General features: G+C 69.5%; 19 protein-coding genes, 1 tRNA gene and 2 pseudogenes. 12 read left to right on the forward strand and 10 right to left on the reverse strand.

Annotation, left to right across the window (positions count from 1 at the left end; genetic code table 11):
* Window positions 1-34: 34 nt before the first annotated feature.
* The gene (locus tag ACFWP7_RS37950) at window positions 35-1,345 is read right to left on the reverse strand and encodes a flavin-containing monooxygenase (RefSeq protein ID WP_384391599.1); all 1,311 of its coding nucleotides are present in this window, start codon (window positions 1,343-1,345) and stop codon (window positions 35-37) included.
* Between the two features lie 253 nt (window positions 1,346-1,598).
* Between ACFWP7_RS37950 and ACFWP7_RS37955 the strand changes: the two are divergent.
* Window positions 1,599-1,949, forward strand: a pseudogene (locus ACFWP7_RS37955) (Gfo/Idh/MocA family oxidoreductase); the annotation flags it as partial.
* Here the strand turns inward: ACFWP7_RS37955 and ACFWP7_RS37960 are convergent.
* Window positions 1,930-2,961: a LacI family DNA-binding transcriptional regulator gene (locus tag ACFWP7_RS37960; RefSeq protein WP_384391602.1), complete on the reverse strand. Its 1,032-nt coding sequence runs from the start codon at window positions 2,959-2,961 to the stop codon at window positions 1,930-1,932. The pseudogene ACFWP7_RS37955 and the gene ACFWP7_RS37960 overlap by 20 nt on opposite strands.
* Window positions 2,962-3,068: 107 nt before the next feature.
* Here ACFWP7_RS37960 and ACFWP7_RS37965 point away from each other — a divergent pair, with 107 nt between their 5' ends.
* The 3 genes from ACFWP7_RS37965 to ACFWP7_RS37975 are packed head-to-tail and all read left to right on the forward strand — an operon-like array spanning window position 3,069 to window position 6,076.
* Entirely contained in the window at window positions 3,069-4,244 is a 1,176-nt protein-coding gene (locus ACFWP7_RS37965; protein WP_384391605.1) for a phytanoyl-CoA dioxygenase family protein, read from the forward strand.
* 8 nt (window positions 4,245-4,252) lie between these two features.
* The gene (locus ACFWP7_RS37970) at window positions 4,253-5,029 is read left to right on the forward strand and encodes an SDR family oxidoreductase (RefSeq protein ID WP_384391608.1); all 777 of its coding nucleotides are present in this window, start codon (window positions 4,253-4,255) and stop codon (window positions 5,027-5,029) included.
* A 42-nt stretch (window positions 5,030-5,071) separates the two neighbouring features.
* Window positions 5,072-6,076, forward strand: coding sequence for a Gfo/Idh/MocA family oxidoreductase (locus ACFWP7_RS37975; protein ID WP_384391611.1), 1,005 nt, complete (start codon window positions 5,072-5,074; stop codon window positions 6,074-6,076).
* Window positions 6,077-6,266: 190 nt separating this feature from the next.
* Here the strand turns inward: ACFWP7_RS37975 and ACFWP7_RS37980 are convergent, their stop codons facing one another.
* Genes ACFWP7_RS37980 through ACFWP7_RS37995 form a run of 4 tightly spaced genes read right to left on the reverse strand, consistent with a single transcriptional unit; the run spans window position 6,267 to window position 10,189 of the window.
* The gene (locus ACFWP7_RS37980; RefSeq protein WP_384391614.1) at window positions 6,267-7,175 is read right to left on the reverse strand and encodes a sugar phosphate isomerase/epimerase family protein; all 909 of its coding nucleotides are present in this window, start codon (window positions 7,173-7,175) and stop codon (window positions 6,267-6,269) included.
* A gap of 1 nt (window position 7,176) precedes the next feature.
* A complete protein-coding gene (locus ACFWP7_RS37985) occupies window positions 7,177-8,088 on the reverse strand; it encodes an ATP-binding cassette domain-containing protein (protein ID WP_384391617.1) in 912 nt (303 codons plus the stop codon).
* 5 nt (window positions 8,089-8,093) lie between these two features.
* Window positions 8,094-9,170 (reverse strand): ABC transporter permease, encoded by a 1,077-nt coding sequence (locus tag ACFWP7_RS37990; RefSeq protein ID WP_384391619.1) that lies wholly within the window; start codon window positions 9,168-9,170, stop codon window positions 8,094-8,096.
* Entirely contained in the window at window positions 9,170-10,189 is a 1,020-nt protein-coding gene (locus ACFWP7_RS37995; RefSeq protein WP_384391622.1) for a sugar ABC transporter substrate-binding protein, read from the reverse strand. Before ACFWP7_RS37995 ends, ACFWP7_RS37990 begins: the two co-directional genes overlap by 1 nt.
* A gap of 289 nt (window positions 10,190-10,478) precedes the next feature.
* On the opposite strand from ACFWP7_RS37995, the gene iolC reads away from it, so the two are divergent.
* Genes iolC through ACFWP7_RS38025 form a run of 6 tightly spaced genes read left to right on the forward strand, consistent with a single transcriptional unit; the run spans window position 10,479 to window position 17,540 of the window.
* Window positions 10,479-11,483, forward strand: a complete 1,005-nt coding sequence (gene iolC / locus ACFWP7_RS38000; protein WP_384391624.1) for a 5-dehydro-2-deoxygluconokinase — start codon at window positions 10,479-10,481, stop codon at window positions 11,481-11,483.
* 51 nt (window positions 11,484-11,534) lie between these two features.
* A complete protein-coding gene (locus ACFWP7_RS38005) occupies window positions 11,535-12,413 on the forward strand; it encodes a deoxyribose-phosphate aldolase (RefSeq protein WP_384391627.1) in 879 nt (292 codons plus the stop codon).
* 14 nt (window positions 12,414-12,427) lie between these two features.
* A complete protein-coding gene (iolB, locus tag ACFWP7_RS38010; RefSeq protein ID WP_384391630.1) occupies window positions 12,428-13,324 on the forward strand; it encodes a 5-deoxy-glucuronate isomerase in 897 nt (298 codons plus the stop codon).
* Window positions 13,324-15,201: a 3D-(3,5/4)-trihydroxycyclohexane-1,2-dione acylhydrolase (decyclizing) gene (gene iolD / locus ACFWP7_RS38015; RefSeq protein WP_384391633.1), complete on the forward strand. Its 1,878-nt coding sequence runs from the start codon at window positions 13,324-13,326 to the stop codon at window positions 15,199-15,201. Before iolB ends, iolD begins: the two co-directional genes overlap by 1 nt.
* A 29-nt stretch (window positions 15,202-15,230) precedes the next feature.
* A complete protein-coding gene (locus ACFWP7_RS38020; protein ID WP_384391636.1) occupies window positions 15,231-16,724 on the forward strand; it encodes a CoA-acylating methylmalonate-semialdehyde dehydrogenase in 1,494 nt (497 codons plus the stop codon).
* Window positions 16,725-16,754: 30 nt separating this feature from the next.
* Window positions 16,755-17,540 (forward strand): GntR family transcriptional regulator, encoded by a 786-nt coding sequence (locus ACFWP7_RS38025; protein ID WP_384391638.1) that lies wholly within the window; start codon window positions 16,755-16,757, stop codon window positions 17,538-17,540.
* Window positions 17,541-17,613: 73 nt separating this feature from the next.
* Here the strand turns inward: ACFWP7_RS38025 and ACFWP7_RS38030 are convergent, their stop codons facing one another.
* A complete protein-coding gene (locus ACFWP7_RS38030; protein WP_384391641.1) occupies window positions 17,614-18,249 on the reverse strand; it encodes a TetR/AcrR family transcriptional regulator in 636 nt (211 codons plus the stop codon).
* Between the two features lie 241 nt (window positions 18,250-18,490).
* On the opposite strand from ACFWP7_RS38030, the gene ACFWP7_RS38035 reads away from it, so the two are divergent.
* A complete protein-coding gene (locus ACFWP7_RS38035; protein ID WP_384391644.1) occupies window positions 18,491-19,147 on the forward strand; it encodes a nuclear transport factor 2 family protein in 657 nt (218 codons plus the stop codon).
* Window positions 19,148-19,557: 410 nt separating this feature from the next.
* On the opposite strand, the gene ACFWP7_RS38040 is transcribed toward ACFWP7_RS38035, so the two are convergent.
* Window positions 19,558-20,139, reverse strand: coding sequence for a TetR/AcrR family transcriptional regulator (locus ACFWP7_RS38040; RefSeq protein ID WP_384391647.1), 582 nt, complete (start codon window positions 20,137-20,139; stop codon window positions 19,558-19,560).
* Between the two features lie 4 nt (window positions 20,140-20,143).
* Window positions 20,144-21,595 (reverse strand): MFS transporter, encoded by a 1,452-nt coding sequence (locus ACFWP7_RS38045; RefSeq protein ID WP_384391650.1) that lies wholly within the window; start codon window positions 21,593-21,595, stop codon window positions 20,144-20,146.
* Window positions 21,596-21,754: 159 nt separating this feature from the next.
* On the opposite strand from ACFWP7_RS38045, the pseudogene ACFWP7_RS38050 reads away from it, so the two are divergent.
* Window positions 21,755-22,240: pseudogene (locus tag ACFWP7_RS38050) on the forward strand (2-oxo acid dehydrogenase subunit E2); the annotation flags it as partial.
* Window positions 22,241-22,444: 204 nt separating this feature from the next.
* On the opposite strand, the gene ACFWP7_RS38055 reads toward ACFWP7_RS38050, so the two are convergent.
* Window positions 22,445-22,529 (reverse strand) — tRNA-Leu (locus ACFWP7_RS38055).
* Between the last annotated feature and the right edge of the window lie 79 nt (window positions 22,530-22,608).

Genomic DNA, 22,608 nt, shown 5'->3' on the forward strand with positions numbered 1-22,608 from the left:
GGCAGCACCGGACCACGTCCGGCAGGAGCTTCGCCTACGACGCGTACGAGTCGTCCTGTTCGTCGCTCAGTTCCTGGAGATACGGAACGACGTCGACCTGGATGGAGGACCCCTCTGCCTTCCCGTAGCGGTCGACGATGCCACGCAGGTAGGCGCTGATCTCCTTGCTCATGACCTCGGCGGACGGCAGGACGACCTCGCCGTCGACGATCCGCGCCACCCAGCGCGCCTGGGCTTCGACGAGGCGGGTGATCGTGCCCACGGGGCGGACCAGGCCGACGAAGTACAGGCCGGGGTGATCCGGTGCGACGACACGTTTGTACAGCTCGACCATTCCCTCCGGGCCCGCAGGCCATCCAGCGGGAAGGAACGGGAAGGCCATGCGGTACCCGGTGCAGTAGACGATCGCGTCGGCCTCTTCGGAGCTTCCGTCGGTGAAGAGAACCCGTCTTCCCTCCATGGACTCGATCGCCGGTCTGGGGATCACCGCGCCATGACGTATTCGGCTGAGAATCTCGTCCGAGATGGTGACGGCCGAGGAGAAGATCCGATGGTCGGGTTCGGGAAGGCCGTAGTCGGTCAGCCTCCCCCGCGCGACGAGCAGCGACTGCTCGACGAAATGACGCTGCTCGGGCAAGGCCATCCGGGTCCACCACGGGGCATTGGCTATCTCGTCGAGCGACATGCCATAGAGCTGCTTGGGCACGATGTGGAGCCCGCGGCGCACCGAGAGCAGGGTCCGTGCGGCGTGCCGGGAGACGTCCGCCGCGATGTCCACCGCCGACGCGCCGAGCCCCACCACGATGACGCGTTTCCCCTGGAAGTCGCTGCCGTCGCGATAGTCGATGGAGTGCAGAATCGTTCCGCCGTACGAGTGGGAGCCAGCCGGCAGCGGGTCCGGGAAAACCGGCTTCGTGTTGTGCCCCGAAGCGACGATCACATGCTCGAACCGCCGCGATGCCAATACTCCGCCCACGTCCCGGCTGACGACCGTCCATACGCCGTCAGGATCCTGGCGCACGGACTCCACTTCGGTGCGCAGTTCGATATGTGGCTGTACGTCAGCCCACTGCGCGAAAGAACGCAGATAGTCGGCGACCGCGCTGTGCCGCGGGTAGAGGGGAAAGGAGTCCGGCATCGGGAAATCGGCGTAACCGGTCAGCTGCTTGGCGGAGTTCAGGTGCAGAGCCAGGTAACCCGGACCTCGTTCCCCCGCCTGCGGCTGACGCCAGATCCCTCCGACGTCCGGTGCCTTCTCGAGGCAGACGAAATCGACGCCCCTGGCCGCGAGAGCGTGCGCGGTCGCCAGACCCGACAAACCCGCACCGATCACGCACACAGTCACGTTTCCCCCCACAGGCAACTTCCCTCCAAGCCAAGGAAGATCATTGCCCAGCCGTCGAGGACCCCACACCGGCGAAAAAGAGCCACTGACGGCCGAAGTCGGCCTACCCGAGCCCGGACACGGCGTGCCCAAGATGACGATCACGCAGACGTGCGGCCGACCGTCGGCCCGTGAACCCAGCCGCTGACGGCGCCCGTTGCACCCCGGCCATCGGCAGGTGACCGGCCCCACGGCCCGTCAACCCACCCGCCGACAGCGCCCCTACGGCTTCGAGGTGCACGGCACCAAGGGCGCGGTGTTCTGGGACTTCCGCCGGATGAACGAGCTGGGCGTCAGCCGCGGTACGACGTATCAGGACCAGCCGGTGAGCACGGTGTATGTCGGGCCTGGCGACGGGGAGTTCGGCGCCTTCCAGCCGGGCGCCGCCAACGCCATGGGCTACGACGACCTGAAGGTGATCGAGGCGTACCGCTTCCTGCGTTCCGTCGCCGAGGGGAAACCGTACGGTGCCACGCTCCGGGACGCCGTGCGCGGTGCGGCCGTACTCGATGCCATGGCGCGGTCGGCACAGAGCCGCTCCTGGGTCAACGTGGCGTCGTCGTAGGCATGTTGTAGGGCGTGACGACCTGGATCGTGGACGGCGGTGTCGGACCGGCGGGTGGCAGGGCGTCGTGGGCCCGCATGACCAGGCGGCAGGCCTCGCGCATGTCCTGGCGCAGATCGTGGTGGAGCACGGCGGAGAGGCGGTGTTCGCGCAGCAGCCGGGTGTTGTCGTGGTCGAGGTCGTGGGCGATGAACACGGCGCACTCGCGGCCCAGGTCCGCGAAGGCGCGCAGGGTCGCGATGTTGCCGCCGCCGATCGAGTAGACCGCCCGGATGTCCGGGTCGCGCTTGAGCGCCGCCCGGACGAGGTCGTACTCGGTGGCGTCCAGGCCCTGCCCCTCGGCGATCTCGACGAGGGTCCGCTCCGGGTGCCGGGCGCGCATCGCGCCCCGGAAACCCATCTCGCGCTCCTCCTCGTTGCGGAAGAAGCCGCTGCTGAGGCTGGTCAGCACATTGCCGGGCCGTTCGCCGAGCCACTGGCCCATGAGGTAGGCGGCCGTCGCGCCCGCCGCCCGGTTGTCGATGCCGACGTAGCCGAGCCGGGCGCTCGTGGGCAGGTCGGTGACCAGGGTGACGACGGGGATCCCGGCGGCGACGAGCCGGCCGACGGCGGCGGTCACCTCCGGCACGTCCGGGGCCTTGAGAATCACGCCCTGCGAGCCGCGTCGCGCGATCCGGTCCAGCGTCCCGACCAGTTCCTCCACCGGCCCGGTCTCGCGGAAGTGGAAACGTGAGCGCACGACCGCCGGGTGCAGGTCGGGCAGCTCGGCCTCCAGGGCGGCCTGTACGGCGGTGGAGAACCGCTCCGGTGTCTGCATCACGATGTCGATCATGAACGTACGGCCGACCAGCCGGACCTGGGTGCGCTGCCGGTCCAGGTCGGCGATGGCCAGGCGGACCTCACGCACGGTGCTGTCCCGCACGCCGCCCCGGCCGTTCAGGACCCGGTCCACGGTGGCCTCGCTCAGACCTGCCTGACGTGCGATTTCCCGGATCGGGAAGGGGTGGCCCATGCGACGGCTCCCTGAGGGGTTTTTGAAGGGTTCCTGCTGGTTGTTCGACGGGTTTGTCATGACAAGAATGACAGAGCCGCACCGGTCCATGACCCGAGGGGACGACGATGTCCTTCACTTCCGCAGAACGCCGCGCCTGGCTCTCCGAGCAGGACTGCGACCTCGACGCCTTCCGTGCGCTGGTCGAGCGGCCGACCGACCTCTCCGAGTTTCCGTACGCCTCCTCGGTACAGCGGAACGTCCTCGTCTACGACAGTGACCGGCTGCGCAAGTCCGTGGCGGCCGGCGAGCGCCGCGAGGTCCAGGCCGAACTGGTCCGGGCCCTCGCCGAGGGGCCCGGCATCGTGGTCCTCCAGGGCGCCTTCCCGGACACCTCGGTCGTCGACCGTACGACCGCGGTGTTCGACGCCCTGATCGCCGAGCAGCGCGCCTCGGGCGCGGGCGCCGGGGACCACTTCGCCAAGCCGGGGGCCAACGACCGGGTGTGGAACGCCCTGGAGAAGGCCGCCCTCCACGACCCGGAGGCGTTCGCCGACTACTACGCGAACGACATCCTGGCCCTGGTGTCCACCGCCTGGCTCGGCCCCGGCTACCAGGTCACCTCGCAGGTCAACGTGGTCCACCCGGGCGGCGCGGCGCAGACCGTGCACCGCGACTACCACCTCGGCTTCCTCACCAACGAGGTCGCCGCCTCCTACCCGGCGCACGTGCACCGCCTCTCCCCCGTGCTCACGCTCCAAGGGGCGGTCGCACACTGCGACATGCCGGTCGAGTCGGGTCCGACGATGTACCTGCCGCACTCCCAGAAGTACGAGCCGGGCTATCTGGCCTGGCGACTCCCGCAGTTCCAGGCCTACTTCGAGGCCCATCACATCCAACTCCCGCTCGCCAAGGGCGATGCCGCCTTCTTCAACCCCGCGCTCTTCCACGCCGCCGGCACCAACCGCACGGCGGACGTCCGGCGCATGGCCAACCTGCTCCAGGTGTCCTCCGCGTTCGGGCGGGCGATGGAGACGGTGGACCGCGAGGCGGTGACCGACGCGGTCTTCCCCGTGCTGCTGAAGCGCAAGGCCGCGGGCGCGGGCCAGGAGTGGCTGGACACGGTGATCGCGGCCTGCGCCGAGGGCTACCCCTTCCCCACCAACCTCGACAGCGACCCGCCGGTCGACGGCCTGGCGCCGCCCTCGCAGGCGGACCTCGTACGCCGTGCGGTGCGCGAGGAATGGACCCCGGAGGCGCTCCGCGAGGAGCTGCGGGCCGGTGCCGGACGACGCGAGAGCTGAGGAACACCATGGGACTTCTCGACGACAAGGTCGTCCTCGTCAACGGCGGCAGCCAGGGCGTGGGCGCCGCGATCGCCCGCGCCACCGTGCGCGAGGGCGCGGTGGTGGCCGTCACCGGCCGCCGCCGCGAGCCCGGTGAGGCCCTGGTGGCCGAGCTGACCGAGGCGGGCGGCAAGGCGATGTTCATACGCGCCGACCTGGCGGACGCCGGGCAGGCGAAGGCATCCGCAGCCGAGGTCATCGCCGCGCAGGGCCGGGTGGACTGCCTGGTCAACTCCGCCGGGCTCACCTCGCGCGGCACGCTGCTCGACACCACGCCCGAGCTGTTCGACCAGCACATCGCGATCAACCTGAAGGCGCCGTTCTTCGCGATGCAGGCGGTGGTCGCGGACATGGTGGCGCGCAAGGCGCCCGGCACGGTCGTCAACATCATCACGTCCTCGGCGCACGGCGGGCAGCCCTTCCTGGCGCCGTACGTCGCCGCGAAGGCCGGGCTGATCGGACTGACCCGCAACGCCGCGCACGCGCACCGCTTCGACCGGGTCCGGATCAACGGGCTGAACATCGGCTGGACCGCGACCGAGGGCGAGGACGCGACCCAGCGGGCCTTCCACGGCGCCGGTGACGACTGGCTCGAACAGGCCGCCGAACGGCTCCCGATGGGCAAGCTCGGCCAGCCCGACGAGATCGCCGACTTCGTGGTGTTCCTGCTGTCCGACCGGTCCGGGGTGGTCACCGGTTCGGTCATCGACTGGGACCAGAACGTCCTCGGCGGACTCGACTGACCCCCTTATAAGAACCCGTACCTCCCAAGGAGCAAGAACCCCATGCGCATCGGAATCCTCGGCCTCGGCCGCATCGGCGCCTTCCACGCCGAGACCCTCTCCGGACTCGACGCGGTCGAGTCCCTCGTCGTGGCCGACCCGTTCGCGGAGGCCGCGAAGAAGGCCGCCGAGCGGTTCGGCGCCGAGGTCGCGGACTCCCCCGAGGCCGTGCTGGCCGCCGGGGTGGACGGTGTCGTGATCGCCGCGGCGACGGACGCCCACCCGGGCCTGATCCTCGCCGCCGTCGAGGCAGGCATCCCCGTCTTCTGCGAGAAGCCCGTCGCCAGGACCATGCGCGAGGGCGTCGAGGTGCTCAAGGCCGTCCAGGGCAGCGAGGTGCCGATCCAGATCGGCTACAACCGCCGCTTCGACGCCGGCTTCGTGGCCGCGCGCGCCGCCGTCCGCTCCGGCGAACTGGGCAAGCTGCACACCGTACGGTCGACCACGCTGGACCCGGCGCCGCCGCCGGCCGCGTACATCGCCGCGTCCGGAGGCATCTTCCGCGACTGCAGCGTCCACGACTTCGACATCATCCGCTGGGTGACCGGCCGGGAGGTGACCGAGGTGTACGCGGTGGGCGGCAACCGGGGCGCCGAGTACATCAAGGAGGCGGGCGACGCCGACACCACCGGCGCGATCCTCACCCTGGACGACGGCACCGTCGCGGTGGTCTCCAACTCCCGCCACAACGGCCGGGGTCACGACGTCCGCATGGAGATCCACGGCTTCAAGGACACCATCGCCGTGGGGCTTGAGGACAGGCTCCCGCTGCGTTCGGTCGAGCCCGGCGTGACCTTCCCGGCCGGCACGCCGTACGACTTCTTCATGGACCGCTTCGGGGCCGCCTACCGGGCCGAACTCACCGCGTTCACCGAGGTCGTGGCCGGCACCCGGCCCTCCCCGTGCACGGTCGCCGACGCGCTGGAGGCCGGCTGGATCGCCGACGCCTGCACCCGGTCCCTGCACGAACACCGCCCCGTCACGATCCAGGAGGTACGGCAGGCCTGAGTGAACCGGGCCGCAACCGACTGCGCATCGGAGCACCGGGAGCGGCTCGGCTCACCAAGAACTCCCTGATCGACGTGTGCGGTCGCGCGGCCGGGTTCGAGCCCGGCCGCGCACCTCACTCGCGGGCCGATGTCACCGGGCGATCAGCGCAGCGCACACCGACCCGTTGTACGCGGTGCTGCCACCGTCGTCAGGCGCCGCAGGAGCGCAGGAACTTGCGGGTGCGCTCGGCGACGGGGAGCGGCCTGTCCGGCTCGCACGGGTACATGTCCTGCTCGACGATCGCGAACAGCTGCACGCCCAGCCGCTGCGCGGCGATCAGCACCGGCTCCAACTCCGGTACGCCGGACGGCGGTTCGCACATCACTCCGCGCGCCACGGCGGGCCCGAAGGGAACCTCGTTCGCTGTGACGTCCGCAAGGATCTCCGGGTCGACCTGCTTGAGGTGGAGATAGCCGATGCGTTCGCCGTACGTCTCGATCAGCTTGACGCTGTCGCCGCCGCAGTAGGCGTAGTGCCCGGTGTCCAGGCAGAGGTTGACCAGTTCGGAGTCGGTCGAGTCGAGGAAGCGCTCGACGTGGTCCTCGGTGTCGATGTGGGTGTCGGCGTGCGGATGCACGACGATGTCGAGGCCGTACGTCTCCTTGACCTCGTGCCCGAGACGTTCCATGCCCTTGGTGAGGTGGGCCCACTGCGTGCCGGTCAGCTCCGGCGGCTCCAGGATCTCGGCGGTCTTGTCGTCCCGCCAGAAGGAGGGGATGACGACGAGGTGCTCGGCGCCCATCGCCCGGGTGAGCGCGGCCACTTGGCTCACGTGCTCCCAGGTGGAGTCCCAGACGGCGGGGCCGCGGTGCATGCCGGTGAAGACCGTGCCCGCGGAGACCTTCAGGTCGCGCCTGGCGATCTCGTCGGTCAGCCGGGCCGGGTCGGTCGGCAGATAGCCGTACGGGCCCAGCTCGATCCAGAAGTAGCCGGCCCCGGCGACCTCGTCCAGGAAGCGCTGCCAGGGCACTTGTCGGGGGTCGTCGGGGAACCAGACGCCCCAGGAGTCGGGGGCGGAGCCCACCCGGATGCGGTCCAGGACGGGACGGTCGGGCATGTCAGGAGGTCCCTTCGGGCGAAGCGGTCACCGGAGCCTTGAGGTCCCTCTCCTCGGGGAGACCCTCCACGTCGACACCGCGGACCTGGGCCAACTCGTTCTTGAGGGCCACGAGTTCGGTGCCGCCGGCCATGTGGTTGGTCAGCTCGTCGAGGGTGATCTCGTTGCGCTCCGCGCTGAGTTCGAGGGTGCCCAGGCGCAGCACGCTGAAGTGATCGCCGACCATGTAGGCGTGGTGCGGGTTGTGGGTGATGAAGATGACGCCGAGACCGCGGTCGCGGGCTGCGGCGATGTACTTCAGGACGACACCGGACTGCTTGACGCCGAGGGCGGCCGTCGGCTCGTCCAGGATCAGCACGCGGGCGCCGAAGTAGACGGCGCGGGCGATGGCTACGCACTGGCGCTGGCCGCCGGAGAGGGTGCCGATGGGCTGTTCCAGGTCGTCCAGGATGATGCCCATGTTGCGGAGCTCCTCGTCCGCGGTCTTCTTCATCCTCTCGATGTCGAGGCGGCGGACCGGCCAGGGGCCCTTGGTCATCTCGGAGCCGAGGAAGAAGTTCCGCCACACCGGCATCAACGGGACGGTGGCCAGGTCCTGGTAGACGGTGGCGATGCCGCGGTCGAGGGCCTGGCGCGGGGTGGTGAAGTGCACCGGTTCGCCGTCGACGAGGAAATCGCCCTCGGTGTGCTGGTGCAGCCCGGAGATGATTTTGATCAGGGTGGACTTGCCGGCGCCGTTGTCGCCAAGCACGCAGGTGACCTGGCTGGGGCGGACGGTGAGGTCGACGCCGTGCAGGGCGCGGATGTTGCCGTACGACTTGCCCGCGTTGCGCAGCTCCACGAGGGGGGCCTCGCCCTGGGGGACGGTGTCCTTGAGGATGGCGCCGTGGGTGCCGGGTGCGTTGTTCGTCATAGGGGTCACCTCCGGGTCGCTGTGCGCTGGACCCACAGATTGATCAGGACGGCGCCGAGCAGCATCACGCCGAGGAACGCCTTGAACCAGTCGGGGTTCCAGCCGGCGTAGACGATGCCCTGCTGCACCATGCCGAACATGAACGCGCCGAAGACCGGACCGATCGCGGAGCCCGCGCCGCCGGTCAGCAGACAACCGCCGATGACGGCCGCGGAGATGTAGATCAGCTCCTGGCCGACTCCCTCGCCCGACTGCACGGTGTTGAAGGAGAACAGCTGGTGCATGCCGATGAACCAGGCGCCGAAGCCGACCAGCATGAACAGCGAGATCTTGGTGAAGGCCACCGGCACACCGACGGCCCGCGCGGACTCCTTGTTGCCGCCGACCGCGAAGACCCAGTTGCCGTACTTGGTGCGCAGCAGCACCCAGGTGGCGATCGCCGCGAAGAGCAGCCACCAGAAGATCGTGATCTTCACCTGCACGCCGCCGATGTCGAAGCTCGACGCGAAGACCTTCTTGGCCTGGTCGAAGCCGTCCATCGTGCTGATGTCGTCGGTCGCCACATTGCCGGTGACCAGCTTGGTGACCGCCAGGTTGACCCCTTGCAGGATCAGGAAGCTGCCCAGGGTGACCAGGAAGCTGGGCAGTCCGGTCTTGACCACCAGCCAGCCGTTGAGGAAGCCGATCCCCAGCGACACGACCAGCGCGGCTATCACACCGACCCATACGTTCATGGTCAGTTGGTAGCTGAGCATGCTCGCCGTGAGCGCGGAGGTGATCACCGCGACGCCGGCCGACAGGTCGAACTCCCCGCCGATCATCAGCAGAGCCACCGGCAGCGCCATGATGCCGATGGTCGAGGACCCGTACAGCACGTTCGCCATCGAACTGGCCTCACGCACCGGCGGCGCCGAGATCAGGAAGAACACGTAGACCGCGGCGGCGCCCAGGAAGACACCGACCTCGGGGCGGGCCAACAGCCTGAAGGCCAGGGGGCGTTGCGCGGTCCGGCCGTCGGTCTGCTTCGGGCCGGAGGCCGGCGGTGTGTTCACCGCCGGCTCGGCATGCTGGGTCATGCTCATCACCGGGTCCCGTTGGCGGCGAACTTGGCGACGCTGTCGACATTGGTCTTGTCGACGAAGGCGGGGCCGGTCAGCACGGGCTGCTCACCGCCGCCGCTGTAGTTGCCGTTGTTCTTGTAGAGCCACAGCGAGTCCACCGACAGGTAGCCCTGGAGGTAGGGCTGCTGGTCCACGGCGAACTGGATGGTGCCCGCGCTGATGGCGCTCGTCAGATCCTTGTTGAGGTCGAAGGTGGCGATCTTCGCCTGGCTGCCTGCGTCGGACACCGACTGCACGGCGGTCAGTGCGAACGGGGCGCCCAGCGTGACCACGTAGTCGATGGCCTTGTCCTGCGTGAGCTTGGCGGTGATCGTCGACTTCACGGACGGCATGTCGGTGCCGTTGACGTTCAGCGTCTCGGTGGTTCCGCTGAAGGTCTTCTTCACACCGTCGCAGCGCTGGGTCAGGCCGATGTTGCCCTGCTCCTGGATGACACAGACGACCTTCTTGGCGCCTTCCGAGTTCAGCTTGCTGCCCAGCGCCTCGCCGGCCACGGTCTCGTCCTGGCCGAAGAACTCCAGCAGGCCGAGGCTCTTCCAGTCACTGACACCGGAGTTGAGGCCGACCACGGGTATGTTCGCGGACTTCGCCTTGCTCAGGACGTCCTTCATCGCGTCGGGCTTGGCGAGGGTGACCGCGATTCCGTCGACCTTCTGGTCGATGGCGTTCTGGACGAGGTTGGCCTGGTTGCCCGCGTTCGGGTCGGCCGAGTAGATGAGCTTGATGTTGTCCTTGGCGGCGGCGGCCTCGGCGCCCTTGCGGACGATGTCCCAGAACGTGTCGCCGGGCGCCTGGTGCGTGACCAGGGCGACCGTCATACGCGGCGTGTCGGCCTTACCCGCGGAGGCGCCGTCGGCGCTCTCCTCGGACTTCTTGCCGCCCGAGCTGCTGGAGCAACCAGCGAGGGTCAGGGCCGCTGCCGCGGCCACGGCTACGAAGGGGGCCATTCTGCGGAAGCGGGTCTGAGAAGAGCGGTCCATCTTTCCTGCACCTCACTGTGCTACGGGGGAAAGGGAGCAGAGATCACAAGGATCCGGGGGCCCGGATCTGCGGAGATCCGGGTCTTTTGCCGCAAAAAACGGCTGTCGTGTTGGGACGGAATCCAATCCCTGGGCGCGTCCGCTGTCAATACTTTGTTAAGACATCATTTCACAAGCAGGTCCGAATGTAAGTACAAACTATTGACAGCGTCCCCCTCCGCGACCTACACCTGGTAGGCGGCAGGCCCGCTGGGACCCGCCCCCTCCCCCAGATCGAGGAGCGTCGCGCATGGCCGAGTCAGCCCAGTCCTTCGATCTGATCACGATGGGCCGCATCGGGGTGGATCTCTACCCGCTGCAGACAGGCGTGCCCCTGGAGCGGGTGGAGACCTTCGGGAAGTTCCTCGGCGGTTCGGCCACCAACGTGGCGGTCGCGGCCGCCCGGCTCGGCCGTACCACCGCGGTGATCACCCGCACCGGCGACGACCCCTTCGGCGTCTATCTGCACGAGGCGCTCAGGGAGTTCGGCGTGGACGACCGCTGGGTCACACCGGTCGCCGAGTACCCGACCCCGGTCACCTTCTGCGAGATCTTCCCGCCGGACGACTTCCCGCTGTACTTCTACCGGCAGCCCAAGGCGCCCGACCTGGAGATCCGCACGGACGAGCTGGACTTCTTCGCGATCCGCGCGGCTCGCGTCTTCTGGATCACCGGCACCGGCCTGAGCGAGGAACCGAGCCGCTCCGCCACGCTCGCCGCCCTCAAGGCGCGCCACAGGGCGGGCATCACGGTCTTCGACCTCGACTGGCGCCCGATGTTCTGGCAGGACCCGGAGGAGGCCCGCCCGTACTACGCCGAAGCGCTGCGTCACTCCACGGTCGCGGTCGGCAACCTCGACGAGTGCGAGATCGCCACCGGCGTCCGCGAACCGCGCGCCTGCGCCCAGGCGTTGCTCGACGCGGGCGTCGAACTCGCCGTCGTCAAGCAGGGTCCCAAGGGCGTCCTGGCCATGCACCGCGACGGCACGACCGCCGAGGTGCCACCGGTCCCGGTCGAGGTGCTCAACGGCCTCGGCGCGGGCGACGCGTTCGGCGGCTCGCTGTGCCACGGGCTGCTGTCCGGCTGGGAGTTGGAGACCACCATGCGGTACGCCAACGCGGCCGGCGCCCTCGTCGCCTCCCGGCTCGCCTGCTCCTCCGCGATGCCGACCCGGTCCGAGGTCGAGGACCTCCTCGTAAGCGCCGGAGTAGGTGCCGGAGTTAGCGCCCGCGCAGGCGCTCAAGTGAGCGGCTGAGCAGGCCGTGGAGTTCGCGGCCGATCGAGCCACCCCTGAACGGAGCTTCTCTTGAGCATCAGCATCCCCGACCTGGTCACGGTCAGAGCACGGCATCCGGAGGCCGTCGCCGAGGCGGCCGCCCGACGGGTGCGCCGTCCGCTGCTCGGTGACAGCGGCCGGCTGATGATCGTGGCCGCCGACCATCCGGCACGCGGCGCCCTCGGCGTCGGCGACCGCCGCAGCGCCATGGCGAACCGGGCCGATCTGCTGGAGCGCCTGTGCATCGCGCTGTCCCGGCCGGGCGTCGACGGAGTGCTGGCCACCGCCGACATCCTGGAGGACCTGCTGCTGCTCGGGGTCCTGGACGGCAAGGTCGTGATGGGCTCGATGAACCGCGGCGGCCTGTCCGGCGCCAGCTTCGAGATGGACGACCGGTTCACCGGCCACCGGGCCCAGGACATCGCCCGGCTCCGCTTCGACGCGGGCAAGCTGCTGCTCCGTATCGACTACGCCGATGCGGGCTCGCTGACCACCCTGGAGTCCACCGCGCGCGCCATCGACGACATGGCGGCGGCCCAACTCCCCCTGTTCGTCGAGCCGTTCATCTCCCGCAGGATCGACGGCGCGGTCCGCAACGACCTGTCCGCCGAGGCCGTCATCCGCTCGATCGCCATCGCCTCGGGCCTGGGCGGCACCTCCGCCTACACCTGGCTGAAGCTCCCCGTCACCCACGACCCCGACGACATGGCCGAGGTCCTGGAGACGTCGACCCTGCCCGCCGTCCTCCTCGGCGGCGAGGTCGGGGACGACCAGGAGGGCGCGTACGAACGCTGGCGCAAGGCACTGCGCCTGCCAACCGTCCAGGGCATGGTCGTCGGCCGCTCCCTGCTGTACCCCGCCGGGGGCACCGTGGAGACGGCCGTGGACACGGCCGTGAGCCTGTTGTGAACCGGAGGCACACGATGACCAGTGCGTATCACCTTCCCGCCGGAAAGGCCCTGGGTGGCCCCTACGTCGTGGACGTCACCCCCGAGTCCGCCGACTGGGGCTACTCCAGCCTGCGCGTCCTGGAGTTGCCGCCGGGCGGCGGGCACACCTTCGACACCGGCGACAGCGAGTGGATCGTGCTGCCGCTGAGCGGCGCCTGCACCGTCGCCACCGACGACGACTTCGGTCACGAGACTTTCCAACTCCACGGCCGGAAGAGCGTGTTCACCGCCGTCAGCGACTTCGCGTACGTCCCACGCGATGCCCGTACGACGATCTCGTCGACCGGCGGCGGACGCTTCGCCCTCACCGGCGCGCGCTGCACCCGCCGCCTGCCCGCCCGTTACGGACCGGCCTCGGCGGTGCCGGTGGAGCTGCGCGGCACCGGCAACAGCTCCCGCCAGGTCAACAACTTCGGCGCGGCAGGCGTCTTCGAGTGCGACAAGCTGATCGCCGTCGAGGTGATCACGCCGGGCGGCAACTGGTCGTCGTTCCCGCCGCACAAGCACGACGAACACCGCCCCGGCGAGGAGTCCGTCCTCGAAGAGATCTACTACTTCGAGTTCTCCGACCACGAGGGCACGCCCGGGCTCGGCTACCAGCGCGTCTCCCCGTCCGGGCAGGGCCGTAACACGGACGTCCTGGCCGAAGTGCGCGGCGGGGACGTCGTGTTGATCCCCGACGGCTGGCACGGGCCCTCCATAGCGGTGCCCGGCCACCACATGTACTACCTCAACGTCATGGCGGGCCCCGAGGCCGACCGCGCCTGGCTGATCTGCGACCACCCCGATCACGCCTGGGTCCGCGACACCTGGCCCGAGCAGCCCGTCGACCCCCGTCTTCCCCTCTACACGGCACCGGAGAAGTCCTGATGAGCACCCCCACCCGCCGGCTGACCGTCGCCCAGGCCCTGGTGCGCTTCCTGTCCGCCCAGTACAGCGAGCGCGACGGCGTGCGGCACCGGCTGATCGCCGGTACCTGGGGCATCTTCGGCCACGGCAATGTGGCGGGCATCGGGCAGGCGCTCCTGGAAGCGGGCGAGGAAACGATGCCGTACCACCAGGGGCGCAACGAGCAGGCCATGGTGCACGCGGCGGTCGGCTACGCCCGCCACCTCGACCGGCTGTCCGCGCAGGCGGTCACCACGTCCATCGGACCGGGTGCCACCAACCTCGTCACGGGCGCCGCGCTGGCCACGATCAACCGCCTGCCGGTCCTTCTCCTCCCCGGCGACTACTTCGCCACCCGTGCCGCCGACCCGCTCCTCCAGCAGTTGGAGCACCCGGTCGAGGCGGACCTGTCGGTCAACGACACGCTGCGTCCGGTGTCCCGCTACTTCGACCGGATCACGCGCCCCGAGGCCCTGATCCCCTCCGCCCTGAACGCCATGCGCGTCCTCGCCGACCCCGTTGAGACGGGAGCCGTAACTCTCGCCCTGCCGCAGGACGTTCAGGCCGAGGCCCACGACTGGCCCGAGGAGTTCTTCGCCGAGCGCGTCTGGCACGTACGGCGGCCCGCGCCCGACCCGTTCGAGCTGGCGGGGGCGGTGGCGGCGATCCGGGCCGCCGGGCGCCCGCTGATCGTCGCGGGCGGCGGGGTCCACCACAGCCGGGCCGAGGAGGCGCTCAAGACCCTGGTGGACGCCACCGGCATCCCCGTCGCCTCCACCCAGGCGGGCAAGGGCTCGCTCCGCCACGACCACCCCGCCGACCTGGGCGGCATCGGCCACACCGGGACGGCGGTCAGCGACGATCTCGCCCGGACGGCCGATCTCGTGATCGGCGTCGGCACCCGCTACACCGACTTCACCACGGCTTCCGGCACCCTCTTCCAGAACCCGGACGTCCGCTTCGTCAACCTCAACATCACCGCGTTCGACGCTCACAAGCTGGCGGCGCGGACGCTGGTCGCGGATGCGCGGGCCGGTCTTGAAGCCCTTGCGGATGCGTTGGAAGGCCACCGCGTCGATCCCGGCTACGAGGCCGAGTACCGCACCGGCAAGAGGCGTTGGGGACAGGTGGTCGAGGCGGCCTACCGCGCCGCCGACGAGACCGCCGTACCGACCCAGACCCAACTGCTCGGCGCTCTCGACGCGATCGTGGGCGACGACGACGTGGTGATCAACGCGGCTGGTTCACTCCCCGGCGACCTGCACAAGCTGTGGCGGGCGCGCGGACCGCGCCAGTACCACCTGGAGTACGGCTACTCCTGCATGGGCTACGAGATCCCGGCCGGCATCGGGGTCCAGCAGGCCGCCCCCGACACGCCGGTCTGGTCGCTGGTCGGCGACGGCACCTACCTGATGATGCCGACCGAGATCGTCACCGCCGTCCAGGAGCGCCTGCCCGTCAACGTGGTCCTGATCCAGAACCACGGCTACGCCTCCATCGGCGGCCTCTCCGAGTCGGTCGGCGGCGAACGTTTCGGCACCGCCTACCGCTACCGCGCCGCCGACGGCACCTTCTCCGGCGCCCCGCTCCCGGTCGACCTCGCCGCCAACGCGGCCAGCCTCGGCATGGACGTACTGCGCGCCAAGACGGTCCGCGAACTGCGCGAGGCGCTCGCCACGGCCCGCGCCTCCGACCGGCCGACCTGCGTGTACGTCGAGACGGACACCGCCACCCCGACCGCTCCTCCGGCCGAGGCCTGGTGGGACGTCCCCGTGGCCGAGGTGGCGTCACGCGAGGCCGCGACGACCGCCCGCTCGGCCTACGACCGCCAGGTCGCCGACCGGCGCCGCCACCTCTGAACTCCCCTCCCCCGAAAGGCCTTTGCACCATGAAGACCATCACCCACTGGATCGACGGCAAGCCCGTCGAGAGCACGTCGGGCCGCTTCGGACCCGTATACAACCCGGCCACCGGCGCCCAGGAGAAGCAGGTCGGCTTCGCGACCGTGGACGAGGTGGACACCGCCGTGGCCTCGGCGAAGGCCGCGTTCGAGAGCTGGGGCACGGCCTCGATCGCCCGGCGGACGGCGATCCTGTTCAAGTACCGCGAGCTGCTGGACGCACACCGCGACGAGATCGCCGAGCTGATCACCGCCGAGCACGGCAAGGTGCACTCTGACGCCCTCGGCGAGGTCGCGCGAGGCATGGAGATCGTGGAGCTGGCCTGCGGGATCAGCGTGCAGTTGAAGGGCGAGCTGTCCACGCAGGTGTCGACCCGCGTCGATGTGGCTTCGATCCGCCAGCCGTTGGGCGTGGTCGCGGGCATCACGCCCTTCAACTTCCCGGCCATGGTGCCGATGTGGATGTTCCCGATCGCCATCGCGTGCGGCAACACCTTCGTGCTGAAGCCCAGCGAGAAGGACCCGTCGGCGTCCTTCCGGCTGGCCGAACTGGCCTCCGAGGCAGGCCTGCCGGACGGCGTGCTGAACGTCGTACAGGGCGACAAGGTGGCCGTCGACCGCATTCTGGAGCACCCAGACATCGAGGCGGTCTCCTTCGTCGGCTCGACGCCGATCGCCAAGTACATCCAGCTCAAGGCGGTTGAGCACGGCAAGCGCGTGCAGGCCCTGGGCGGCGCCAAGAACCACATGCTGGTCCTGCCCGACGCCGACCTGGACTTCGCCGCCGACCAGGCGATCAACGCGGCCTACGGCTCGGCGGGCGAGCGCTGCATGGCCGTGTCGGTCGTGGTCGCGGTGGGCGGCACCGGTGACGAGCTGGTCGCCAAGATCGCCGAGCGCGCCGGAAAGCTGCGCATCGGCCCCGGCAACGACCCGGCCTCCGAGATGGGCCCGCTGATCACCCGCGAGCACCGCGACAAGGTGGCGTCGTACGTCGCGTCGGCCGCCGAGCAGGGCGCACAGGTCGTGGTCGACGGCACCGGCTACTCGGTGCAGGGCCACGAGGACGGCTTCTTCCTCGGCGTCTCCCTCCTGGACAAGGTGCCGCTCACGGCGGACGCGTACCGCGACGAGATCTTCGGCCCGGTGCTCGTCGTCGTCCGCGCGGAGTCGTACGACGAGGCCATCAAGCTGATCAACGACTCCCGTTGGGGCAACGGCACCGCGATCTTCACCCGCGACGGGGGCGCGGCCCGCCGCTTCCAGCTGGAGGTCAAGGCGGGCATGGTCGGCGTGAACGTGCCGATCCCGGTCCCCGTCGGCTACCACTCCTTCGGCGGCTGGAAGGACTCCCTCTTCGGCGACCTGCACGTGTACGGCAACGACGGCGTCGCCTTCTACACCCAGGGCAAGGTGATCACCACGCGCTGGCCGGACCCGTCGGACGCCGGGATCAACCTCGGCTTCCCCAGCCACTCCTGACCCCCACGACGATCCGAGAGGAGGAGCCCCGTGGCCGCGATCCGTGACCGCTCCCGCACCCTGACCGCCCCCGCGCTCGACGCCGTGAACTTCGCCCTGAACCGCAGCAGCCCGGTGCCTTTGTACTACCAGCTCGCGCAACAACTGGAGGCGGCGATCGAGCACGGGTCCCTCGCCCCGGGAAACCTCCTGGGCAACGAGGTCGACCTCTCGGCGCGTCTGGGCCTGTCCCGGCCCACGGTCCGCCAGGCGATCCAGTCCCTCGTCGACAAGGGCCTGCTGGTGCGCCGGCGGGGGGTCGGTACGCAGGTGGTGCACAGCCAGGTCAAGCGGCCACTGGAGCTCAGCAGCCTCTACGACGACCTGGAGTCGGCCGGGCAGGGCCCCTCCACCCAGGTGGTGCGCAACGAGGGCGTGCCCGCGACCGCCGATGTCGCGGCCGCCCTCGGCGTCACGGAGGGCAGCGAGGTCACGCTCCTGGAGCGGCTGCGCTCCACGCACGGCCAGCCCATGGCCCTCCTCTGCAACTACCTGCCCGCGAACCTGCTCGAACTCGACACCGCCCCGCTGGAGTCGACCGGCCTGTACCGGATGATGCGCAGCGCCGGCATCACCCTGCACAGCGCCCGCCAGACCATCGGCGCCCGCTCGGCCACCGCCGAGGAGGCCGCCCGCCTCGACGAGAAGGAGGGGGCGGCCCTGCTCACCATGCAGCGCACGGCGTACGACGACACAGGCCGCGCGGTCGAGTACGGGACGCACATCTACCGCGCGTCCCGGTACACGTTCGATTTTCAGCTGCTGGTCAGAAGCTGACGTCCGAGGTATCGGCCGCTCCCTTGTCCAGCAATCCTTCGAGTTGTGGGGATTTTGGTGGTCTTCGGCCTGGTCAGCGGCCGACGGCGGCGTCCCCGCGGAACGCCCCGGCCACCACTGGGACCAGCTGTCGCGCGATCTGCTCGGCGGACATGGTGGCCAGCTCGGCGCCGATGGGTGCCAGCGCGAGCCAGTTCAGCAGGCCGGCTGCGCATCGCGTACGGAAGATCAGTTCCTGCTCGTCGACTCCGGGAAGGTTGGGTGTCAGCACCCGGAGGGCCTCCCGGCGACTCTGGTCGAACTTGCCGGTCAGCCGCTCCCACCCCCGGGGCGGATCGATGCCGACGCGCGCCACGGTCCGCATCACCGCCAGGTCCTGCCCACCGGCCGCCAGCGCGCGCACCATCGGCCCGGCGAAGGCTCCCGCCACCTCCTGCAGTGTCGCCGTGGAGCCAAGGGAACCGAGTGCCAGGATCTGCGCGTCCAGGTAGCTTTCCAACGCGTGCTCGATCGCCGAGTCGCACAGCGCCTTCAGCGACCCGAAGTGGTAACTCACCGCTGCGACGTTGGCTCCGGCGCGAGCCGTGATCTCGCGGAGTGTCACGCCCTCCTGGCCTCGCCGCGCGAGCAACTCCAGGGCGGCCGACTGCAGACCGTCCCGCGTACGCTGACCGGCCTCTCGGCGCAGGTCTGTCTTGTCCTCTCGCATCACAGAATGTATTCAAGCAGCCGCTTGAGTTCATTGTCAAACAGTCGCCTCGCCTATCGAGGCTGAACCCGGCCGGACCCCGGGCCCCAGGGGCACGCGACGCCACCAGACAACTCAAACATCTGCTTGACATCCCGCACTGCCGTTCATAAATTAAAGCGAGTGTTTGATTTACCAAGGAAGCGCGAGGGACCGTTGCGACGGGTCTCAGATCCTGAGAACCAACCTGGGGGAACACGACATGAAGTTGCTCAGCCGGAAGACGATCACCGCCACGGCCGCTCTAGCGATCCTGGGTGGTCTTTCCATCGCCGCTTCGCCAACACAGGCCGCAGGCCCTGCCGCGGGCAGCACCGCGGTCGTCGCGGACCTTAGTCCTGGCGACCTCTCGAAGCCGCCGCTCACGGACCGCCACCTGACCAGGAAGGAGCGGGCCAACCTCGCAGTCGTCCTGCGCGCCTACCACGTGGCGGAGGGCGACAGCCTGGACGTCGACGCGTTCGTCAACAGCTTCGCCAAGGACGGCGTCTTCAACGACGTGGTCGCCGGCCAGTCCTATCGGGGCGATGCACTCGGCGGCGTTCCGACCTACATGGCCAACCTCTTCCCCGATGTCCACCGGGACCTCAAGCGCATCACCGTGAACGGTGACGTGGTCAGCATCGAGCTGTCGATCCAAGGCACATTCGAAGGGCCCCTGCAGTCGCCGGCGGGCACGGTCAAGCCGACCGGCGCGAGGGTCGACGCGCCGACCGCCGACTTCTGGTACCTGCGCCACGGCAAGGTCGAGAAGTTCAACTGCTTCGTCGGGTACTCGACCATGTACGCCCAGATGGGCGTGAACTTCGACTGGACGTCGGCGGGTCGACAAGCCCTGAGCTCGTTCCCGGGCGGGTGATGCTCGACGCTACCGGCCGCGCCTCACCCGCCGGGAACGGTCGGGGTAAGTTCCACCGGTCCTCGAACCTCACTTGGGGTGCGAAGAACCGCCACAGCTACGTCGACTTCCCCATCAACCACGTGAGGATCTCGCGGTGCGGTCGGTGCTGATCGACCGCTCGCCCTGACCGCAGGACGGCAGGATCGTTCGTACCACCGCGCGAGTACGCAGGGTCGTACCTGCTCCTCGCTGCGGAGATCCCGGAAAACAGCGGGTGCGAGCCGAGCTTCGCTCGACCCGCACAGGCTGGGGATGTCATCTGATCCGCGTCGGAGGGGGATCGACGCCGTAACCCCGATCGGGATTACCGCAACCACACCGTGGATCCCGCGGTGGTTCGGAACACGTCGATGTCGGCTCGCCTCGACTCAGATGCTGAATGCCCTGAGGACCAGCTGGCTGTAGCGGCGCCAGACGGCCGGATCGCGGATTTCCATGGCGACCAACTGGCGGGTGTAGCCGCCGAAGAGGACCCGGAAGTCCTCGATGGTGACGTCCGGACCGATCCCGCCCTGTTCCCTCGCGGCGACCAGCAGGGCTTCGATGCCGGTCATGATGTTGCTGTTGAGCTCCTCGGAGCTCTCGGGGACGACGTCCGCCAGTACCCGGTCGCCGGCGAGCCGCTCTGCCATGTCGCCCAAAAGAGCGCTCAGCGCCGGGTAGGCGTCAGACTCGGCCAGCGCCTGTGCGATCCGGTGTTCCATCCACCGCAGCTGGTACTCGGCGACGGCCTCGATCAGGTCGGCCTTCGTCGCGTAGCTGCGGTAGACCGTGGCCTTCCCTACGCCCGCCCGCCTCGCGACCTCCGGCACCGTGGCCGCCAGACCGCGCTCGGCGAAGACCTCCAGCGCCGCAGTGATGATCTTCTCGTGGTTGCGACGGGCGTCGGCACGCCGTGCGGACCAGTCGTCATCGAGAGACACGGGCAGGGTGGACGGTGACTGCGGCATACGGTCAGTCTCCCCGACCTGCCCCAGTGCTGGTCACCACAGCGGGCGGGGCGATGTCCGCCACCGGCTCGGTCTGGTCGGCGCGGGTGCGCGGGATCAGGAGGGCCGCGGCTCCCGCGACGGCCGCCGCGACCGCCCCGATGGCGAATGCCTCACCGAAGGCGTGATCCGTGGGAAGCAGCATCCCGGCGGTGACGCTGCCCGCCAGGAGCGTGGCGGCCACCTGCGAACCGATCGACGAACCGAGCGAGCGGATCAGGGCGTTGACTCCGGTCGCCTGCCCTGTCATGGAGCGCGGCACGGCCCCCACGATCAGGTTGGGCATCGCCGCCATGGCCATACCGATACCGGCGAAGACGATCATGGAGTAGATCACGATGGTGGTGACGGAGCCGTGCTGGGCGGCCAGCAGTCCCAGACCGCCCGCGGCGGTCAGCATGCCGAGGGCGAGCGGGACCTTACCGCCGGCCTTCGCCGAAAGCTTCCCGCAGACGGCCCCGGCCACGAGCATCATCAGGCAGGCCGGCAGGAGCAGCAGTCCCGCGTGGGTCGCGTCCATACCGAGACCGTAGCCGGACGCCTTGGGGGTCTCCGCGAGCTGCGGGATGAGGACGAAGGCTCCGAACATGGCGAAGCCGGCCAGCACCGTGGCGATGTTGGTGGCGAGCACCGGCGGACGGCCCAGCACCGACATGTCCACCAGCGGCTCTCGGACACGCCGCTCGAACAGGCCGAAGAGCACCAGGACGAGGAGACCCGCGGCGATGAGGCCCAGGACGCGGGCGTCCGTCCAGCCCCAGTCGGCGGTCTTGGTGAGGGCGATCAGCGGAGCCGTCACACCGACGGCCAGCAGCACGGCACCGGCGTAGTCGACCTTGCCCTTGACGTGGTGGTTGCCCGCAGGCAGGGTCCGTACGCCCAGCATCGCCAGCCCGGCCATGATCGCGCCGGACCAGAAGATCCACTGGTACGAGGCGTGGTCGATCAGCAGACCGCCCAGCAGCAGACCCGCTCCGGCGCCGATACCCGCGATCGCCGAGATCAGGCCGAGCGCCCCCGCCCTTCGGTTCGGCGGGAAGTCGTCGCTGATGATGCCGAAGCAGAGCGGGAAGATGCCGCCGCCGGCTCCTTGGAGCACACGGGCCGCGACGACAAACCAGATATTGCCGACCACCGCGGCCAGCACGGCGCCGACACCGAAGAGCACGAGCGCGATGAGCAGCATGCGCCGCTTGCCGAACATGTCACCGAGCCGGCCGATCACGGGCGTCAGGATCGCCGCCGACACCAGATAGCCCGTCAGCACCCATGTCACGCTCGCCGAACTGGCATGCAGTGCCTCCGTCATCCCGGTCATGGCCGGGACCACAGCCGTCTGGGCGAGCGCATAAGCCGTGGCCGCCAGCGCCAGGACCAGAAGTGAGCCCTGCGGGGGGCTCTTCACGTCGACACTCATCTCGTATCTCTCCACCCACAACGAGCAATCGGACCCATGGGTCCACTTACTCGACCGAGAGTAGCCCCAACCGGCCCCACGGGTCCACTTGCGCGGCAGGGGGCTGCCCCGTCACCTGGCAGCGCCTTCATCACCTCCGCGGGCGAGGTGCAGTTCGGCCTGCCGCGGTTCCCCGAGCTCAACTCCTCGGTCGACACCGAACGGCAGCAGATCGTCTGCCACCGCGAAGTACACCTCGGCTTCGCCGCCCAGACCGAGCGCGGCCTGGTCGTACCCGTCGTACGCGACGCCCATCGCCTGTCCACCGCGGAGCTCGCCGCCGAACTGGCACGGTTGACCGCCCTCGCCACGGCCGGGCGTCTGCCGCCCGAACTACTGACCGACGGCACCTTCACCCTCAACAACTAGGGCGTGTTCGGGGCGGACGGCTCGACGCCCATCATCAACCACCCCGAGGCCGCGACTCTCGGCGTCGGCCGCATCGCGGACAAACCGTGGGTGGTCGACGGCGAGCTCGCCGTGCGCAAGGTCGGACAGCTCCCGTTGAGCCTTGACCACCGGGTCTGCGACGGCGGCGTCACCGGAGGCTTCCTCCGGTTCGTCGCCGACCGCGTCGAACGCCGCGCCAGACTGCTCGCCGACCTGTGGGACGACCCGCGGCCTGCCGGCGATCGCAGCCACCGCGAGCCGGGGCCTGGGGGGCGATCCGCATGGTCGAGGAGGAGGCGGACCCGGAGGCGATGGCAATGGCGCACGGCCGCCAGTGGCCGCGTATGACGTATCGGTCCGCACAAAAAATCGTCCGGGTCGAAGTGAATCTCGACCCGAACGACCTTGGATTTCAATGTGTGTCCGAGGGGGGACTTGAACCCCCACACCCGATAAAGGGTACTAGCACCTCAAGCTAGCGCGTCTGCCATTCCGCCACCCGGACTGGGTGTCTGCCGCCTGGACGGGGGTGTTCCCCGCGGCGACATGCACAACAATACCAAGGTTTCGGAGCGCCTTTCACC

The sequence above is a fragment of the Streptomyces sp. NPDC058470 genome (assembly GCF_042721055.1).
Taxonomy (GTDB): Bacteria; Actinomycetota; Actinomycetes; order Streptomycetales; family Streptomycetaceae; genus Streptomyces.

Bases quoted from the DNA above. Each gene is read 5' to 3' on its own strand.
- ACFWP7_RS37985 (WP_384391617.1), bottom strand. From the start codon at position 8,088: ATGACGAACAACGCACCCGGCACCCACGGCGCCATCCTCAAGGACACC.
- ACFWP7_RS38020 (WP_384391636.1), top strand. From the start codon at position 15,231: ATGAAGACCATCACCCACTGGATCGACGGCAAGCCCGTCGAGAGCACG.
- iolB (WP_384391630.1), top strand. From the start codon at position 12,428: ATGACCAGTGCGTATCACCTTCCCGCCGGAAAGGCCCTGGGTGGCCCC.
- ACFWP7_RS38045 (WP_384391650.1), bottom strand. From the start codon at position 21,595: ATGAGTGTCGACGTGAAGAGCCCCCCGCAGGGCTCACTTCTGGTCCTG.
- ACFWP7_RS37965 (WP_384391605.1), top strand. From the start codon at position 3,069: ATGTCCTTCACTTCCGCAGAACGCCGCGCCTGGCTCTCCGAGCAGGAC.
- iolD (WP_384391633.1), top strand. From the start codon at position 13,324: ATGAGCACCCCCACCCGCCGGCTGACCGTCGCCCAGGCCCTGGTGCGC.
- ACFWP7_RS37970 (WP_384391608.1), top strand. From the start codon at position 4,253: ATGGGACTTCTCGACGACAAGGTCGTCCTCGTCAACGGCGGCAGCCAG.
- ACFWP7_RS37960 (WP_384391602.1), bottom strand. From the start codon at position 2,961: ATGGGCCACCCCTTCCCGATCCGGGAAATCGCACGTCAGGCAGGTCTG.
- ACFWP7_RS38030 (WP_384391641.1), bottom strand. From the start codon at position 18,249: ATGCGAGAGGACAAGACAGACCTGCGCCGAGAGGCCGGTCAGCGTACG.
- ACFWP7_RS37995 (WP_384391622.1), bottom strand. From the start codon at position 10,189: ATGGACCGCTCTTCTCAGACCCGCTTCCGCAGAATGGCCCCCTTCGTA.
- ACFWP7_RS37990 (WP_384391619.1), bottom strand. From the start codon at position 9,170: ATGAGCATGACCCAGCATGCCGAGCCGGCGGTGAACACACCGCCGGCC.
- iolC (WP_384391624.1), top strand. From the start codon at position 10,479: ATGGCCGAGTCAGCCCAGTCCTTCGATCTGATCACGATGGGCCGCATC.
- ACFWP7_RS38040 (WP_384391647.1), bottom strand. From the start codon at position 20,139: ATGCCGCAGTCACCGTCCACCCTGCCCGTGTCTCTCGATGACGACTGG.
- ACFWP7_RS38035 (WP_384391644.1), top strand. From the start codon at position 18,491: ATGAAGTTGCTCAGCCGGAAGACGATCACCGCCACGGCCGCTCTAGCG.
- ACFWP7_RS37980 (WP_384391614.1), bottom strand. From the start codon at position 7,175: ATGCCCGACCGTCCCGTCCTGGACCGCATCCGGGTGGGCTCCGCCCCC.
- ACFWP7_RS37975 (WP_384391611.1), top strand. From the start codon at position 5,072: ATGCGCATCGGAATCCTCGGCCTCGGCCGCATCGGCGCCTTCCACGCC.